Origin of the sequence: Streptomyces nanhaiensis, assembly GCF_046614825.1 — a bacterium.
GTDB lineage: Bacteria > Actinomycetota > Actinomycetes > Streptomycetales > Streptomycetaceae > Streptomyces > Streptomyces radiopugnans.
Map to the genome: position 1 here is coordinate 1 of NZ_JBKJFM010000004.1, position 16,294 is coordinate 16,294.

General features: G+C 72.5%; 9 protein-coding genes and 2 pseudogenes. All 11 read right to left on the reverse strand.

Annotation, left to right across the window (positions count from 1 at the left end; genetic code table 11):
• Window positions 1–3,743, reverse strand: a 3,743-nt coding sequence (gene pglY / locus ACLIYP_RS02175; protein WP_412711425.1) for a BREX-2 system ATPase PglY, incomplete at its 3' end; no start/stop codon positions are given.
• A 131-nt stretch (window positions 3,744–3,874) separates the two neighbouring features.
• On the reverse strand, window positions 3,875–4,048 hold the full coding sequence (locus tag ACLIYP_RS02180) for a hypothetical protein (RefSeq protein WP_412711426.1): 174 nt from the start codon (window positions 4,046–4,048) through the stop codon (window positions 3,875–3,877).
• The gene (gene pglW / locus ACLIYP_RS02185; protein ID WP_412711427.1) at window positions 4,045–8,769 is read right to left on the reverse strand and encodes a BREX system serine/threonine kinase PglW; all 4,725 of its coding nucleotides are present in this window, start codon (window positions 8,767–8,769) and stop codon (window positions 4,045–4,047) included. The genes ACLIYP_RS02180 and pglW overlap by 4 nt, the downstream gene beginning before the upstream one ends.
• A gap of 176 nt (window positions 8,770–8,945) precedes the next feature.
• On the reverse strand, window positions 8,946–9,197 hold the full coding sequence (locus ACLIYP_RS02190; protein WP_412711428.1) for a hypothetical protein: 252 nt from the start codon (window positions 9,195–9,197) through the stop codon (window positions 8,946–8,948).
• 288 nt (window positions 9,198–9,485) lie between these two features.
• Entirely contained in the window at window positions 9,486–9,671 is a 186-nt protein-coding gene (locus tag ACLIYP_RS02195) for a DUF397 domain-containing protein (protein ID WP_412711429.1), read from the reverse strand.
• Window positions 9,658–10,514: pseudogene (locus ACLIYP_RS02200) on the reverse strand (helix-turn-helix domain-containing protein). Before ACLIYP_RS02200 ends, ACLIYP_RS02195 begins: the two are co-directional and overlap by 14 nt.
• 309 nt (window positions 10,515–10,823) lie before the next feature.
• Window positions 10,824–11,378: pseudogene (locus tag ACLIYP_RS02205) on the reverse strand (ATP-binding protein); the annotation flags it as partial.
• A 268-nt stretch (window positions 11,379–11,646) separates the two neighbouring features.
• Entirely contained in the window at window positions 11,647–12,090 is a 444-nt protein-coding gene (locus tag ACLIYP_RS02210) for a type II toxin-antitoxin system VapC family toxin (RefSeq protein WP_412711430.1), read from the reverse strand.
• Complete coding sequence (locus ACLIYP_RS02215; RefSeq protein ID WP_412711431.1) at window positions 12,087–12,347, reverse strand: ribbon-helix-helix domain-containing protein; 261 nt, start codon at window positions 12,345–12,347, stop codon at window positions 12,087–12,089. The genes ACLIYP_RS02210 and ACLIYP_RS02215 overlap by 4 nt, the downstream gene beginning before the upstream one ends.
• A 427-nt stretch (window positions 12,348–12,774) precedes the next feature.
• A complete protein-coding gene (locus tag ACLIYP_RS02220) occupies window positions 12,775–14,154 on the reverse strand; it encodes a class I SAM-dependent RNA methyltransferase (RefSeq protein ID WP_412711432.1) in 1,380 nt (459 codons plus the stop codon).
• A 67-nt stretch (window positions 14,155–14,221) separates the two neighbouring features.
• Window positions 14,222–16,279, reverse strand: a complete 2,058-nt coding sequence (locus ACLIYP_RS02225) for an APC family permease (RefSeq protein ID WP_412711433.1) — start codon at window positions 16,277–16,279, stop codon at window positions 14,222–14,224.
• Between the last annotated feature and the right edge of the window lie 15 nt (window positions 16,280–16,294).

Below are 16,294 nucleotides of genomic sequence, written 5' to 3' on the forward strand. Positions count from 1 at the left end.
GCCGGGGAGGGCGTCCCCTGCGGCTGGGTGAAGGAGATGCGCGGGTCGCTCGTCGGCGTGTCCAGGGACTGGCCGTCCGCCGTGGAGGGCGGTACCGCGGCGGGCGCGGGCGGTGGGGCGGCGGCCTGGCGGCGCTTGACCAGGGCGACGACCTCGCGCTGGGTGCGGGCCAGGGCGTCGCGCAGGTCGGCGGTGCGCTGGTCGTCGCGGGCGACGTTGCGCAGCGAGTCCAGCAGCGCCTCGCCCTCGGGGCCGAGCCCGGCGGCGAGTTCCAGGGTGCTCCAGGGCGCGGAGGCGACGGCCTCGGCGACGGCGCGGGCCTTCTTGATGGAGGTGCCGTACCGGTCGGCGCTGGTCCCGCCCAGGTCGAAGGAGGCCAGCGCCTCCACCGTCCGCTTCGCCCCGGCCGCGCCCTTGCCGGCCTCCGCCGTGAGGGCGTCCAGCAGCTCCAGGGCGCGGCGGGCGAGGGCGAGCCGTCCGGTGTCGGCGGTCTGGTCGAGGCCGAGGAAGGCGGCGTGGGCCTCCAGCTGGTGCACCAGGTCGGCCGCGTGGTCGCGGTGGGCGCGGGCGGCGCCGATGATCTGGTGGGCGAACTGGTTGACCATCCGGCCGCGCCGCAGTGCGGGCGGCTTCTGGCCGAAGATCGTCTCGAAGCGCTGCCGCGCGGCCTCCCAGTCGGACTCGGCGGGCAGCGGCTGGCTGCGCAGCCCGTCGTGGTCCTTGATCGCGTTCAGTTCGGGCGCGGGGTCCAGGACGGTGCCGCCGCGCACCCACACCCGGTCGTCCATCTCGGCGAAGGCGGCGACGACGAGCCGGACCAGGAAGTCGGGCAGGCCGCGCGGGTCCGGCTCGTCCGTCCAGTCGGCCAGTTTGACCAGGGACAGGTCCCCGGTGACGCCCCGGGAGCGGGCGAGCTTGCGGAAGTGGTCGGCCCAGTAGCGGGACAGCTCGAAGTACGCCTCCTTCTGCTGCCCCAGGCGCAGGGGCCCGGCGACGCGCTGCATGAGCCCGCGGTCGCCGGCCGGGACCTCCACCCGCCCGTCGCGCGCCTCGGCGGCGGCCCGGACGTGGGCGAACACCCTCCTGGTGTCGGCGGGCCTGACGGCGGTGCCGGTCTCCTCGGGGTCGAGGTCGGGGTGGGCCGGGTACTGGTGGGCGAGCAGCTTGCCGGCGACGTGCCGGATGCCGTCGTACATGTTCTGCCCGAAGGACAGCGTCAGGTCGTCCACGTCCGGCAGGGCGACCAGGTGGTCGTCGAAGTCGGGCACCACGTCGGCGGCCTGCTTCCGGGCGAGCCCGTAGGCCTGCTTGAAGGCGCCCTTGACCTGCTTGAGCAGGGCCTCGCGCTGGGTCTCCAGCAGTCCCTTGGCGCGGCTGCGGTTGTCGGCGTTGAGGTGGCCGGCGTACTGGGTGTCGAAGCGGTGCTCGTCGGCCAGTGCCTTGTCGATGACGACCAGGCGCCGGAAGTCGGCGAAGCGCTGCGCGGACAGGTGCGCGGGCAGCCAGGCGACGGTGCGGGACCGCTCGCCCTGCTGCCGCTCGCGCAGCCGCTGGATGCGGTTGGCGTCCTCCACCGGGCCCCACTCGCCCTCGTCGAAGGGGAGGTCTATGGCGATGCGCCACAGGCCGTCCTGCTGCGGCACCAGGTCGTGGTCGGGCAGCTCGTCCTCGTCGGCGACGTTGCCGAAGACGACCTCGGCGGTACGGGCGGTGCCGCGCCAGGTGAAGCCGAGCTGGTCGCTCAACTGGCCGTGCTCGATGCCCAGTTCCTCCGACAGCAGGCGCCGGGCGAGTGCGGCCCGGTTGCCGGGGTTGTCGTTGACCTGGGCGTTGGCGATGACGGAGTCCACGTCGACGCCGGACAGCTCAAGCCGCACACCGGGGTTGGCCTCGGTGCCGGTCTCCTTGATCTCGGGGAACCGGGCGGCCCACTCGGCGACCTTGTTCTTGATGATGCCGACCTCGGCGCCCGGGATGGGGGCGAGCACCGAGCCGTGGTTGAGCGCGCCCAGCCGCCGGATGGTCAGCTCCGACAGCGCGGGCACGCTGGGCGCGAGCGCCGACAGCAGCAGGGTGCACACCAGCCGGTTGTCGCCGGTGAACATCCGGCAGCCGGCCAGCCGCCTGGGGTCGGTGATGGACTCGGGCCGGTTGCGGTACTGCTCGACGTCGTCCTCGGTGATGTCGTACGAGCTGAGCAGATAGGGCCGCAGCTTGGTCCTGTAGAGCTTGTCGGCGGCCTCGAAGACGACCTTGAGGCTGTCGGTGAACGGCTTGTCGCCGCCCTCGGCGATCACCGGGTAGAGGTCGCCGACGGGTACGAGCTGCCCGAGCCGGATCTCGTTGCGGTGGTCGGCCAGGAGCTGGCCCATCAGCTTCAGACCGGTGCGGGAGCGCTGGAGCGCGGAGGAGATGTGGACGAGGGTGTCCATGAAGGCGGGCGAGAACGGGTAGGTCAGCCGGAACGACTCCTCGTCCGCGCCGGTGGTGCCCTTGTCGGTGCCCAGGAGGGTGTCCCAGACCTGCGCGCCGGCCCTCTTGGTCTGCGCGAACGCGTCGTCGACCAGCCGGGCCGCCTCGGCGTCCCTGGGCTTCAGCAGGCGGGCGTGGGCGATCTGCGGGAGGTTGCGGTCCTCCAGGGTGATCTTGTCGAACCGGCCGGAGGCCAGGTTCAGGGTGTCCTGGATGGACGACTCGGCCGCGCCGGACACCTCCTCCCCGACCAACTCGCGCAGGTCGCGCTGGCGGGCGATGAAAGACACCACGGGGATGGCGCGGCGGGCGTCGCCGCCCTCCACGAAGTTCGTGATCTTGCCGGCCTCGCGGGCCACGAACTTCTGGTCGTGGATGAGGGTGGCCAGCCACAGGATCAGCTCGTCCATGAACAGGATCAGGCCGTCGTAGCCGAGCGACTTGGCGTGCTCGGCGATCACGGACAGGCCGGCGTCCAGGGAGACGAAGCCGTGCTCGTCCTCGGCGGCGTTCCTGGCGAAGCCGGGCAGGAGGTTGGTGCTCGCGTCGTTGACCAGCTTGGCGCGCAGCTCGGCCGGTGTGGAGGGGTTCTTGAGGTTGAGCGGGGTCCTCCCCTCGTGGTCCTCCTCGGCGGCGAGCGCGGTGTCCAGCAGTCGCGGGGTCCAGGCGAAGCCCTCGCCCCACTCGTCCTCCTCTCCGTCGTCCGAGCCGCTGCCGCCCAGGCCCCGGATGACGGCCTCGTCGCCGATGTTGGCGCGCATGGCGCGGATGTCGTCGAAGAGGGAGTCGGTCCGGTACACCTGCGGGGTCGGGGCGTCCGGGTGCAGCTTCTTGACGTGGTGCACATAGCCGCCGAGGACGCGCTGCTCCAGGGCCTTCGCGCCGAGCATGTGGTACGGCACCAGCAGGAACTTCTTGCCGTCCGTGCTCAGCCACTCGTGCCGGGTCAGCACCGGGTCGAACTCGGTGCGGGCGCGGGCGGCCGGGTTGCCGCTGAGCAGCGCGTAGAGGACGGCCATGAAGTGCGACTTACCGGAACCGAACGAGCCGTGCAGATACGCCGCCTTGGAGCGGTGGCCGTCCAGCGCGGACTTGATGAGGGCCAGCGCCTCGTCGAAGTTCTCCAGCAGCCGCTCGGTGACGACGTAGTCCCTGAGCGCGTGCCGGGCGCCCTCGGGCGTCGTCGCCTCGGCGAGGGACAGCACGAAGTCCGAGGTGGAGATGGACTCCTTGATGTCGATGACATCGCGGAGGAGGGGCTGCTGGGCCATCGGGTTTTCTCGCTCTCCTTGCGGACGTGCGGTGTGCGGCTCTGCGGTGTACGGGCGGGCGGCGGGGCGGGCCGGGGCCGGAGGCCCGGCCCCGGCTTGCCTTCGGTTTCTTCCTGTTCCTGCCGCTTGCGCTACTTCTTCTCGGCGGCGCGGCGGCCCCGGGTGGTGGCCCGGAGGCGCCGGTTGCGCAGGTCGTCGTCGGTCAGGCCGTGCTCACCCTGCTCGGTCTGCCGGTGGCCGAGGTCGGTCTCGACCGCCTTGGCCTGCTGCTTCAGGTCGTCCGACGGAGCCTTGCGGTCGATCACTTCGCGTCTCCCCCGACACCACTCGCCACGATCTCGCCGGACCCGCGGTGGGCGTTGCCCACCCAGGTGTCCGGAAGCTGGATCCACTCCCCCAGGCCGGCCTGGTACGGCACGGCCACCTGCCCGAGTCTGGGCTCGCGCGAGGGGTCGGCCTGCGGGACCAGGAGCCACAGGCCCCGTCCGCCCCGGCGGGCCGCCGACGCCAGCCGGTCCAGGACGCCCATCGCGTCGTACCGGGCGAACACCCCGGCCTCCGTCAGCAGGACCGGGCCCGCCGCGCCGCCGCTCCCGTCGCCGCCGTCGCTCCCGTCGCCCAGAAGTTCCGCGATCCGCGGCTCGACGAGCCCCCACGCCGTCCGCGCGTACTCCGCGAACCGCACCGCGCCCTTCGAGCCCGGCTCGGCGGCGTCCGCCTTGAGCAGGGTCTCCCAGGTGGGCTTGGTGCCCGGCCTGACCTGCGCGCGCAGGCCCTGAAGGAACAGCTCGGTGACCGAGACGACCCGCGCGCCCAGTCGTTCGGCGCCCAGCTCCCGCACCGCGTCCCGTACGAGCTGCTGCCGCACCGTCAGCACCCGGTAGCCGTCCCGGCGGGCCGAGGCGGCGAGCCGCTCCTCCGCGCGCACCGCGCCCGCGAGCTGCGGGTCGTCCGCGTACCGGGTCGCGGTGCCGATGCGGGTGGACTGCCGCCAGACGCCCGTCGTGAGGTAGCTGGAGGCTTCGTCCACCCGCGTCGGCAGGTAGCGCAGCGTGCCCGTGTCCTCGCGCATCTTGAGCGACAGCTCGAAGCCCGCGTCGCGCAGCGCCTTGGTGAGCGGGCCGCCGGTCGGCAGGTCGTGCGTCGTGCCGCCGCGCCCGTCCGGGGCGACCAGCTCGGGGAAGCGGGCGCGGACCCGCTCGTGGATCTCCTCGCCGGTCAGACCGGGCTGCCTGCCCTCGGGCACGCCCGGGATCCGGCGGACGAGTCCGGCCTGGGTCAGCCGCAGGGCTCGGACGAGCGGCAGGTCGCGCGGGTAGATCTCCAGGCGCGGGGTGGCGGCGGCGTTGACGGAGGCGGCGGCGGCCAGTTCGACCACGCGCCGCTCGTCCCAGTCGATCGTGCCGGGCGGCACGGTCACCGCGCCCAGCTCCGCCAGCACGGTCGCGGCCGTCGGCAGGGTGTCCAGCCTGGCGAGGCGGTCGGCGGTCCTGCCGAGCCTGGTCGCGTAGTCCAGCAGACCGGGCGCGGTCGGGGTGTCCGGCGCGTCGTCCTCTCGCACGTCCAGGGCCAGCAGGCCCGCGCCGAGGGACTCCTCGGTGGCCTTGCGGTTGGGCTGGTGCTGGAACTCCGCCTCGTCGGGGACGAGTTGCTCGGCCTCGACCACGGCGCGCACCGCCGCCAGCGCCAGCGCGCGCCGCTGCTCGCGCTCGGAGAGCTGGCTGCCGCGCCGCACCGCGAGGGCGTCGGCTATCTCGACGGCGGAGGCGACCCGCCCCATGCCCGCGAGCAGGTCGAGGATCTCCTCGCGCAGGGCGCGGACGGCCGCGTCGCCCTTCCAGCGCTTGCGCTCCTCCTTGAGTATCTGCGGGATGCGCCCGGCGCTGAGCCCCAGCGCCCCGGCGACGTCCTTCTGCCTGGGCCAGACCCCGATGTCCGGCAGGACGCCGTGCTCGTCGGGCAGGCGCAGCAGCAGCCGCACCATCTCGGCCTTGTTGCGGTTGGAGCCGTTGTTGTTGACGACCGGCACGAAGACCGTGGCGAGGGCGTCGAGGCTGACCGAGCGCAGGGCGCGCGCCGACAGCCCGCCGGCGGCGTCGGCCGCCACCAGGTCGCCCACGAGGGCGGACTCGGCGGCGGTGAGCTGGTCCAGTTCCTCCTTCGCCTCCGCACGGCCCTCGGGCGTGAGCGGCGAGACGGGTGTGCCGCGCAGCCTCTCGCCCCACTCCCGCTGCCGCCGCTGCACCTCGTTGCGGGTCTTGGCGCCCAGGCCGGGGGCGTTGACGAGCTTGCGGCGGCTGTAGTCGAGGAGTTCGCCGACGGTGCTGATGCCCAGGCCGTAGAGGAAGGACTGGGCCGCGCCCGTGAGACCGGAGACGGTCAGCGGGGTGTCGCGGGTGACCTCGGCGGCGAGGCGGTCGCGCTGCTGCTCGGCGGTCTCCGGCTCGGCGTCCGCGATGACGCCGAGGGGGGCCGCCCCGGCCGTGCCGGGGCCCGCGGCGGAGCCGGTGGCGGCCGGGGCCGGGTGGCGGGTGCGGTGGCTGGAGGGGACGGCCTGCGAGGCGTCGAGGAAGACCTTGCGCCAGGCGTCCCGCATCGGCTTGAGCTCGGGGAACCGCTTGCCCACGTCGCGGTGCAGGGCCTTCCGGAAGAAGGCGACCAGCCCCTCGCGCACGGCCGGGTCGAACGCCTCGGCCGCGATGGTCGGGTACGGCCACTCCTCCGGGTCGGTCATGCGCGGCGGGACACTGCCGTCGCCCCACCTGGGCAGCTCGCGGGAGGCCATCTGGTGCAGGGTGACGGCCACGGCGTACCGCTCGGCATGGGAGTCGTAGCTGCCGCGCGTGATGACGTCGACGAACGGGTCGAGATAGCCGTCGGTGCCCGCGTCGGTGTTCTTCGCCGGGTATCCGGCCAGCGAGAAGTCGATGAGGACCAGTTCGCGGGTGCGGTTGGGGCGGATGCGGATGGCGATGTTGTCCGGCTTGATGTCGCGGTGCCAGACGCCCTCGCCCTCCAGGAAGTCGACCGCGCCGAAGAGGTAGTCGCCGTACGCCTCCAACTGGTCGACCGGGAGCCGGCCGTCGTCGCGGAGCTGGCGGGCGACGGTCTCCTCGCGGCGGCGGGGCTTCTTGCGCTCGCCCGGCTCCCCGGCCTCGTCGCGCTCGTCGCCCACGTACTCCAGCGCCAGGACGGTGCGGCCCGCGATGCGCAGCGGCTCCGGTTCGACCAGGCGGATGATGCCGGAGTGGGGGCGCAGGCGGCCCATCACCTCGGCCTCGCGGACGAGGATGTCGCCCCGGCTGTCGGACAGGGCCACCTTCAGCACGGCCAGCGGGCGGGTCCTGCGCGCCTGCGCCTGGAGGTCGCGTACGAGGAAGGCGCGGCTGGTGGAGCCCGTGCCCAGGCGGCGGCGAACCTCCCAGCGGCCGTCGAGCACATCGCCGGGGACGGCCTCCAGCGGGTCCTTCTCGGGCGCGGCGGCCTCGGAGGCGGTGTCGGTGGCGGTGTCGGAGGCGGTGTCGGAGGCGGGGGCGGTGAGGGAGTCCTCGACGACCTCCAGCATCTCCAGGAAGTCGTCGACGCCGGCCAGGCGCCGGTCCGGGTTGTAGGCCGTGGCCGCCTGCACCAGCTCGTCGACGTCCTCCGACAGGCCGTCCACCAGGGAGCTGGGCCGCAGCCCCTCCCCCGTCTCCAGGCGGGCGCGCAGCTCGGCCTGGCTGGCGGCCGGGGCATGGTCGGTGACCAGCAGATAGGTGAGGACGCCGAGGCCGTAGACGTCCAGGGAGACCGGGTCGGGGCGGAGCGCGGTCAGCTCGGGCGCGAGGTAGGGGTCCTCGTCGTCGGCCAGGTTCATCGCGGACAGGGCCGTCGGCGCCAGGCGCGTGGCGCCCCCGCCCTGGGAGGAGTCCGCGCCGCGCTGGGTGGCGATCTGCCAGTCGGAGATCTGCAGCCTCGGGCTGAGCCAGGCCGCCTCCTCACCGACCGCCTTCCCCGGCCCGCCGTCCGGGCGGGGCAGGACGTGGACGGAGCGGGCGGCCAGGGCCCGGTGGTGGATGCGCCGGGCGTGCGCGGACCGCATGGTCTCGGCGAGCTGGCGGACCAGCGCCATCCGGCCGAGGATGTCCAGCTTCGCGCCGTACTGGACCAGGTACTCGTCCAGCTTCATCGTCCGCCGGTCGTAGTCGAAGACCAGCGCGGGGCCCGCCGGGTGCCCGGTCGGGAAGTACTGCCGGTAGGGGACGACGCCGGGGTGCCGGAAGCGCTGCAGGACGGCCGCCTCGCGGCGGGCGGCGTTCTCCACGGACTGCCGCAGCGAGGAGTCGGAGCCGCGCTCGCTCAGGTAGACGCGGACCCGGGCGCGCTCGGGCAGCTCGCTGTGGCGCGCCTCGTAGTCGGCCCAGGTCTGGCCGGAGTCGAAGGGGCGGCGCTCAAGCTCGTAGGGGCCGACCTTGTACTCGGCGTCGCTGCGGCGGATGCCGATCTTCTCCAGCGCGGCCCTGATCTGGCGGGAGTCGCCCGGGGAGATCCTGCTGCGCTCGTCGCGCGGGGGCCGCCTGAGCAGCTCGACCAGCTCGGCGACCGTGTGGACGCCGTTCCGGTCGTGGGCGGGCAGCCGTACGCGCAGCGAGTCGTCGGTGAAGCAGACGGCCTCGCCGACCCAGATCCGCCTGCCGAGCTGTCCGGCCTGCCCGAGCAGCCCGGACAGCTCCTTGGCCTTCTTGTTGACCAGGTGCAGGGGGTTGGAGTGGGTGCGGCGCCGGCCGCCGGGCGTGGTCTGCACCCAGGTGCCGCCGACGGAGGTGACCGAGCCGTGCCAGTCCTTCAGCTCGATCATGTAGACGCCGCCGGGGGCGACGACGAGCAGATCGACCTCGCGGACGTGCCCGGTGCCCGCGGTGAAGGTGAAGTTCGACCAGGCCCGCCACGGATCGGCGTCCGGCAGCTTCTCCCGGACGGCCTCCAGGCCCCGGCGTTCGTGGTCGAACTCGGACTCGGTGACCGTGGTCCACCGGCCTTCCCGCATGCGCTGTCCTCGCTCGTCGTCTCCGCTGCCCCGGCCTGCCGGGACTGTCCGTCCCGCGGGCCGGTCCCCGGGCGGGATCCTAACGGGTCGGTCCGACATGGGTGGAGGGATCACGGATCACACCTATGAGACGTTCGCCCTGACCGGCAGGGGTGCCGGCCGGGCTGCGGGCAGGGTCAGCGGCGGCGTCCGAGGGTGGGCAGCCCACCCGAGACGGTCCGCACACTGCTGCCGCGCTCCGTGATGTCACGGAGTTCCTCCCGGAACTCCTCGGCCGCGCGGTCGTCGCCGTAGTCGCCGTAGTCGCCGTACGAGAACGCGTCGTCCCTCGGCGGGCGGGCGGGGTTCGGCCACTTACCGCCCTGCCTGGTCTCGGACCCCGGGATCCGCCGGACCGCGACCGACTGCTCCCGCCGCCTCTTCTTCATGGAGGGACAGGCGCATCCCATGCCGATCAGAAGCTCACACCGCGTGCACCTGGTTCCGTTCACTCAGCCCCACCCCCGAGACACTGTTGACGCCGACATCACGTCGACCGCCACCAATCAGCCTACGCAGGCACCGGCGAACGTCAACAGCTTTGACTGAGTTTTCAGTTGACCTTTCGTTGGGTGCGCTCACCGTCTGGAGCGTTGGCCGAGGCCGCCCCGACACGCCTGTGCGGCGGGGTCGGAGCCCCGCCGCACAGGCGGGTGGGTGCATACGGTGCATACGGTTCAGCGGGCGGTGTGGCCGAGGAAGTCCGCCCAGGCCGCCGGGGACACGGACAGCGGCCGCCGCTGGACGCCCTTGGAGTCGCGGACGAGAACGGTCTCAGGGCGTATGGCCACCTCGACGCAGTTGTCGCCTTCGCTTCCGCTGTAGCTGCTCTTGAACCAGCCCTGTTCGTCAGTGGTGCTCATACGCTCCTCGCATCTGTTCCAGCAGGCTCACAGTGGCCCTGCGATCATGAGCCTGCGAGCGCAGGCTGCAATAGCGCTGGAGCAGAACACTGACGTCCTTGGGTGCGGTGAGCAGATTGCTCGACCGCTGCCCTTCGGTGTAGCCGACCCATCGGTGGTCCGGAGTCTCCGCCAGGTACATGTGCCCGTCGACTCCGCAGTGGTCCTCCTGGCGGAGAGGCATGATCTGGATCTCGACGTTGCGCCGCCTGCCCACGTCAACAGGTGGTCGATGACGGCCAGCGTCACCTGATCACCACCCACGTTCCGTTCCAGGAAGGCCTGTTCGATGACGAAGCTGAACGCGGTGTTCGGTTTCTGCTCGATGATCCGCTGCCGGTCGAGCCGAGCGGCGGCCTCTCGCTCGAGCTGCTCCTCGGTGACGGGTGGCAGGCGGCGCTCGAAGATCGCCCGGATGTAGGGCTCGGGCTGCAACAGCCCGGGAATCGCCCTGCACTCGTACGCGTACAGCGACAGCGCCTCCTCCTCGATGCCCGCCCACTGGTGGAACCACGAAGCAAGCCCCGTCCTGCGGGTCAGGCTGCGGTAGGCCGCCGCCAGGACGCGGGAGGCGATGTAACCCAGGGGCTCCTCCGCGCGGCCGGGCAGGTCCTTCGGCGGATACCGCCTGCCCTGCTCGATCTTGGCCATGTAGTGCGCCGAGGACCGCACGCGCGGGGCGAGTTCCTCCTGCGTCAGCCCCGTCTCCTCGCGCAGCACCTTCAGTACCGCGCCGAACGTCCTCAGGCTGTCCGACAGCTCCGCGCCGCCGTTGTCGGCACCGCCGCCGTTGTCCGCCGCCATGGCCACCGCCTCCCCCTCCGTACCGCGTCGTGGGCCTGCCTCCCTGCCCAACGGCCCAGGCCCGCCGCCGTCACGCCGCACACCGGCCCAGCCCAAGGCCCCCACCCGCACAACGCGTTCTGTACCGACGCCGGCCCTGCCGCTCCGGGCCCGGAGGAGGAAAGGAGGACCGGGCGACCTTCAGCAGTCGGCACAGGAGAGCAGCACCGTGGGTGGTCTTCTCAGCTTCGATGACCGTTCACCTCCACCCGGACAGCGGCACCGCGTCTTCACGGGTGACCCGGTCCCTTGTCTCCAGCAACCGCGCATTCACCTGCGCCCCACCGGCGCCCCGCAAGAGCTGGGCTGCTCAAGCCCGTGAAGAGCCGCCGGGCCGATGAGGAGCAGATCGTCGCGGTCGGCCGCGAACTCGGGGAGGTCCGGGTGGGGACCGCGCAGGGGGAACAGGGCCGGCGTGGCGCCCGTCGTGTCGTAGCCCTGGTCGGTGAGCAGGCTGCGGATGTGCTCCGGGCGTTGCAGATCGCCGGTTCCGCGCCGGGCGGCGGTGGCCCTGGCCTCGCCGATCAGGGCGATCCGGGCGCGCGGCGCCTGCGGACGCTCGCCCAGGGCCAGGGCGATGACGTCAACCTCGTGCTTGGTGCGGGCCGCCGGATCGGCGACCTCGGTGGTACCGACCGGACCGGGCAGACCGCCGGGGAGCAGGGTGTGGGCGTAGCGGCGGATGAAGGTGCGGGCGAGGTCCTCGAAGTGCGGGCCGAGGATCTTGGGTTGAAGGTGGGAGCGGAGGATGTCCTGCTCGCGCTGGATGTAACCGGTGGACCCGAGAACATCGAGCGGGTGGGTGACGGCGTTGCGCTGCTCCTGGTCTCCACCGCGGCAACAGCGATCACCTGATAGCCCGGGACGTACCCACAGCCAGAGCCGTGCGAGGTAAAGCCTTTCCACCCGAGCTTCACGTGAGCGTCAGAAGCTCGGGCTGCGCCCTCGCGTCGTCGCCTGCACGAGGACCGCTTCGTCCGAAACCGCAGGCCAGAGAGGTTTTCCCGCTCTTCCGGGAGTCCACGGGCACCGTGAGCGTCAGACGAGCGTCATGGCCCACGGGATCGACGACACGGCCGGGCACCCTCCGGCGTCAGATCGGAAGGTCGTCGGGCAGGACCCGGAACGCCTTGCACCGGCCCAGTGGGCGCACGGCCCGGAAATCGCGACGGTCGAGCGTGAGTACGGCGTCGGTGTCGTACTCGGCGGCCAGGGCCACGTTCACCGCGTCCGTGAGATCCAGGTCCAGGTCGCGGTACCGGGCGCGCACCGACTGGGCTACATCCAGATGGTCTTCCGTGATCTCGGGCAGGGCGATACGGCCTCGACGCATCCAGTACCGGATGTCGTCGACCGCGCTGAGCGCCGCTTCACGGCCGAGCTCGCGCGTGGCGACGTGGTCGATCTCCGCGAGCAGCAGTGGGGACATCACCAGGAGTCCCGCGGCCATGATCGCCTCGTTCGACGCGTGATGCTCGGGATGGGCGGAGTCGAGCGCCGCGAGGAGCCCGGAGGTGTCCGCGATGACGATGATCACGTGGCGGTCCCGGACTCGGTCTCGCGGCTCACGGCGTCGGCGACGGTGTCACGCACCTCGCTCTTGCCGGGAGTACGACCTGCCCCCCGGAACGTGCGGGAGAAGAGAGGCTCGTCCCAGACACGGTTGGCCATGGCCGCGAGATGGATGCCTTGGCGGATGATCTCGGCCTCGCTGATGCCGCGCCGCTTCGCCGCCTCCTTGATGATCGCGAGATCTTCCGGATCGGCGTAGACGTTGGTTCGCTTCATAGACATGTACCACGCATAGCACATGTACCATACTGGTGTATACCAGTTTCGGTCGGGCACTCCATGAACGACGCGGCCGTCACGGACGACGGAAGCAGAGCAACCACCTCCGCCCATCGGCAACCGACGATCTTGCAATGCCAGACCTCGGCAACGCGCAACCACGTCTCGCGGAGCTCCCCTTCCGGCGACCGCGCCATCGTGGTCAGCGCGCTGCCGCGCAGGATCAGCCGGATCCGGCTGTGACGGTCCTTCGGCCGGGCGTCGTATGAGCGTCGGGATTCTGGGCGATGCCCTCGCGCCGGGGCCGGCGCGAGGACCGCCTCGCCACGGAATCACAGGTCGGACCGGCTGCGCAGATGGAGTGGCCGTTCCACACGGTGGGTGGCCGGGAACAGGTCGAGCGCAGTTCCCGGGGCGAAGAAAGCGCAGGTCAGGAGCGCTTCGGCGCGGGCTTGAGGATGGCGACGCACTCGACGTGGTGGGTCATCGGGAACAGGTCGAAGGCCCGCAGGAAGTGCGGGACGTAGCCCTCCTCGCGGAAGTAGGCGATGTCCCGGGCGAGGGCGGCCGGGTCGCAGGCGACGTAGGCGATCCGGCGCGGGCCGAGGGAGGCCACCTGCCGCACCGTCTTGCGCCCGGCGCCGGAGCGGGGCGGGTCCAGGACGACGACGTCGGCCTCGGTGATGCCGGTGCGCGGCAGGACCTGCTCGACGTTGCCGCGCTCGACGCGGACGCGGTCGAGGTCGGCGAGGTTGTGGCGGGCGTCCTCCACCGCGCGCTTGGAGGACTCGATGCCGAGCACCGCGCCCTTCTCCCCCACGCGCTCGGCCAGGGCTCCGGCGAACAGCCCGGCGCCGCAGTACAGGTCGAGGGCCATCTCGCCCCTGCGCGGCGTAAGGCCCGTCATCACGGCCTCGACCAGCAGATCGGCGGCCTTGGGGTGGACCTGCCAGAAGCCCCCCGCGCTGATCCTCCAGGTGCGGCCGACGGCGCGCTCGCGGACGAAGGGGCGGCCGTGCACCCGGTGCACGGCCCGCTCGCCGCCGCGCTCGGCGCCGCGGCCGCGCGGCTCCTCGCCCCGCAGCACCGACACCGGCCGGTCCAGCTCCACCAGGGGCAGGCGCCCGCCGGGGCGGGGGGTCAGCACGACCTGGCGGTCCCCGGAGCCGGTGGCGGCGGTCGCGTCGACGGTGGCGATCTGCGGCCACCGGCGCTTCTCGACGCCCAGCTCGCTCACCCCCGGCGCGGCGATCAGGCAGCGGTCGATCGGCTGCACCTCGTGGGAGCGGTGGCGCAGCAGCCCCGCGCGGCCCTCGTCGTCCACGCTGTAGTGGACGCGGGTGCGCCAGGCCGGGACCTCGCCCTTGGGCACCTTGTCGCCGGGGGCGGGCTCGACGGTGCCGTCCCAGCCGGCGTCCTCGGCCGTGAGCCCGGCCAGCCGCGCCAGTTGCTCGGCGATGACGGAGGCCTTCAGCCGCCGCTGGGCTCCGGGGGCGGCGTGCTGCCAGTCGCAGCCGCCGCACAGGCCGGGGCCGGCGAACGGGCAGGGGGCCTCGACGCGGTCCTTGGAGGGCTCCAGGATCCCGACCGCGTCGGCGCGCAGGAAGCGGGAGTCCTCCCGGCCCTCGGTCACCTTCGCGACGACCCGCTCGCCGGGCAGGGCGTGGCGCACGAACAGCACCCGCCCCTCCTCGGTGCGGGCGATGCAGTGGCCGCCGTGCGCGACGGGGCCGATCTCGACCTCGTACTCCCGGCCCACCAGTGACGGTGCGGTTCCGGGGGACGCGGCGGGGGGTGTTGCGGGGGGCATGGGGAGCGGCTCCAACGGACGGCGGGGCGCATGGACGGCAGTCCTCCAGCCTACCGGTCCGTCCGGGTCACTCCTCCCGCCCGTCGCCCTCCCCCCGGCCCGCGGGCCCGGCGGGGCCGCGGCGCACCGCGCCGGGCGCGCTCCACTCGGAGCGCCTGCGCGCCTTCAGCCGGGCGCGCTCGGAGGATTCCAGCTGGTAGGGCACGGAGGTGACCATCACGCCGGGGGTGAACAGCAGGCGGCCCTTGAGGCGCAGGGCGCTCTGGTTGTGCAGCAGCTGCTCGTACCAGTGGCCGACGACGTACTCGGGGATGTAGACGCTGACCACGGTGCGCGGGTTGCTGCGGCGCAGGCCCTTGACGTACTCCACGACCGGCCGGGTGACCTCGCGGTAGGGGGAGTCCAGGGTCTTGAGCGGGATGTCGATGCCGCGCCGGTTCCACTCCTCGAACAGGGCGCGGGTCTCCTCGGAGTCGACGTTGACGCTCAGGGCCTCCAGGACGTCGGAGCGCATCATCTTGGCGTACGCCAGCGCCCGCAGGGTGGGCCGGTGGACCTTGGAGACCAGGACGATGGAGTGCACCCGAGAGGGCTTGGCCATCTCCTCCCGCCCGGCCTCCGCCGGCAGCGCCAGCTCCTCTGCGACCCGGTCGTAGTGGCGGCGGGTGGCGGTCATCATCGCGTAGAAGAGCGCCATGCCGATCAGGGCGACCCAGGCCCCGTGGCTGAACTTGGTGACCAGCACCACGACCAGGACCAGGCCGGTGAAGAAGGCGCCGAAGGCGTTGATGGCGCGTGAGCGCTTCATCCGGCGGCGGGCGGCGGGCTCGCTCTCCCGGGCGAGGTGGCGGTTCCAGTGCCGGACCATGCCGGTCTGGCTGAAGGTGAAGGCGACGAAGACGCCGACGATGTAGAGCTGGATCAACCGGGTGGAGTCGGCGTCGTAGGCGTAGACGAGCACGCCCGCGAAGACGGCCAGCAGCACGATGCCGTTGGAGAAGGCCAGCCGGTCGCCGCGGGTGTGCAGCTGGCGGGGCAGGTAGCGGTCCTGGGCGAGGATCGAGCCGAGGACCGGGAAGCCGTTGTAGGCGGTGTTGGCGGCCAGGAAGAGGATGAGCGCGGTGGCCGCGGCGACCAGGAGGAAGGGCAGGGATCCGTGGCCGAAGACGGCCGCGGAGACCTGGGCGATGACCGGGTCCTGGTGGTAGTCGGGCCCGGCGGGGCGGCCGTCGATGAGGATGTCGGTGGCGGGCGTCTCGGACATCTTCACGCCGGTGGCCAGGGCCAGGGCGACGATGCCGCCGAACATGGTGGCGGCCAGGCCGCCCATCAGGGCCAGGGTGGTGGCGGCGTTGCGGCTCTTGGGGCGGCGGAAGGCGGGCACTCCGTTGCTGATGGCGCCGACGCCGGTGAGGGCGGCGCAGCCGGAGGAGAAGGCCCGCAGGAGCAGGAAGAGCAGGGCGAAGCCGGTCAGTTCGGCGGTCTCGGCGCTGACCTCGTATCCGGCACTGGGGGCCGACATCTCGTCGCCCAGGACCAGGCCGCGGAAGGCGCCCCAGGCGATGGTGGCCAGTACGCAGGCGACGAAGAGGTAGGTGGGGACGGCGAATATCGTGCCGGACTCGCGTACGCCGCGCAGGTTCAGCACGGCCAGCAGCGCGATGATCGCCACCGCCGTGCCGGTCTTGTTCTCGGAGACGAAGGGGATGGCGGAGCCGAGGTTCTCCACCCCGGCGGCGACCGACACCGCCACCGTCAGGACGTAGTCCACCAGCAGGGCGCCCGCGACGGTGAGTCCGGCCCGGGGGCCGAGGTTGACGGTGGCGACCTCGTAGTCGCCGCCGCCGGAGGGGTAGGCGTGGACGTTCTGCCGGTACGACGCCACCACCGCGAACAGGAGCACGACGACGGCGAGGGTGATCCACGGCCCGTAGCGGTAGGCGGAGAACCCGGCGATGGACAGCACCATCAGGACCTCGCCCGGGGCGTACGCGACCGACGACAGGGGGTCGGAGGCGAAGACCGGGAGGGCGATGCGCTTGGGCAGGAGCGTCTGGGTGAGGCGGTCGCTGCGCAGCGCACTGCCGATCAGGATCCGTTTGGACACGTCGGTCAGCTTGGACACGCAGAGGATCGTAAG

Excerpts from the sequence above, each read along its gene's own strand:
- ACLIYP_RS02220 (WP_412711432.1), bottom strand. The coding sequence starts at position 14,154 with ATGCCCCCCGCAACACCCCCCGCCGCGTCCCCCGGAACCGCACCGTCA.
- ACLIYP_RS02190 (WP_412711428.1), bottom strand. The coding sequence starts at position 9,197 with ATGAAGAAGAGGCGGCGGGAGCAGTCGGTCGCGGTCCGGCGGATCCCG.
- pglW (WP_412711427.1), bottom strand. The coding sequence starts at position 8,769 with ATGCGGGAAGGCCGGTGGACCACGGTCACCGAGTCCGAGTTCGACCAC.
- ACLIYP_RS02195 (WP_412711429.1), bottom strand. The coding sequence starts at position 9,671 with ATGAGCACCACTGACGAACAGGGCTGGTTCAAGAGCAGCTACAGCGGA.
- ACLIYP_RS02215 (WP_412711431.1), bottom strand. The coding sequence starts at position 12,347 with ATGTCTATGAAGCGAACCAACGTCTACGCCGATCCGGAAGATCTCGCG.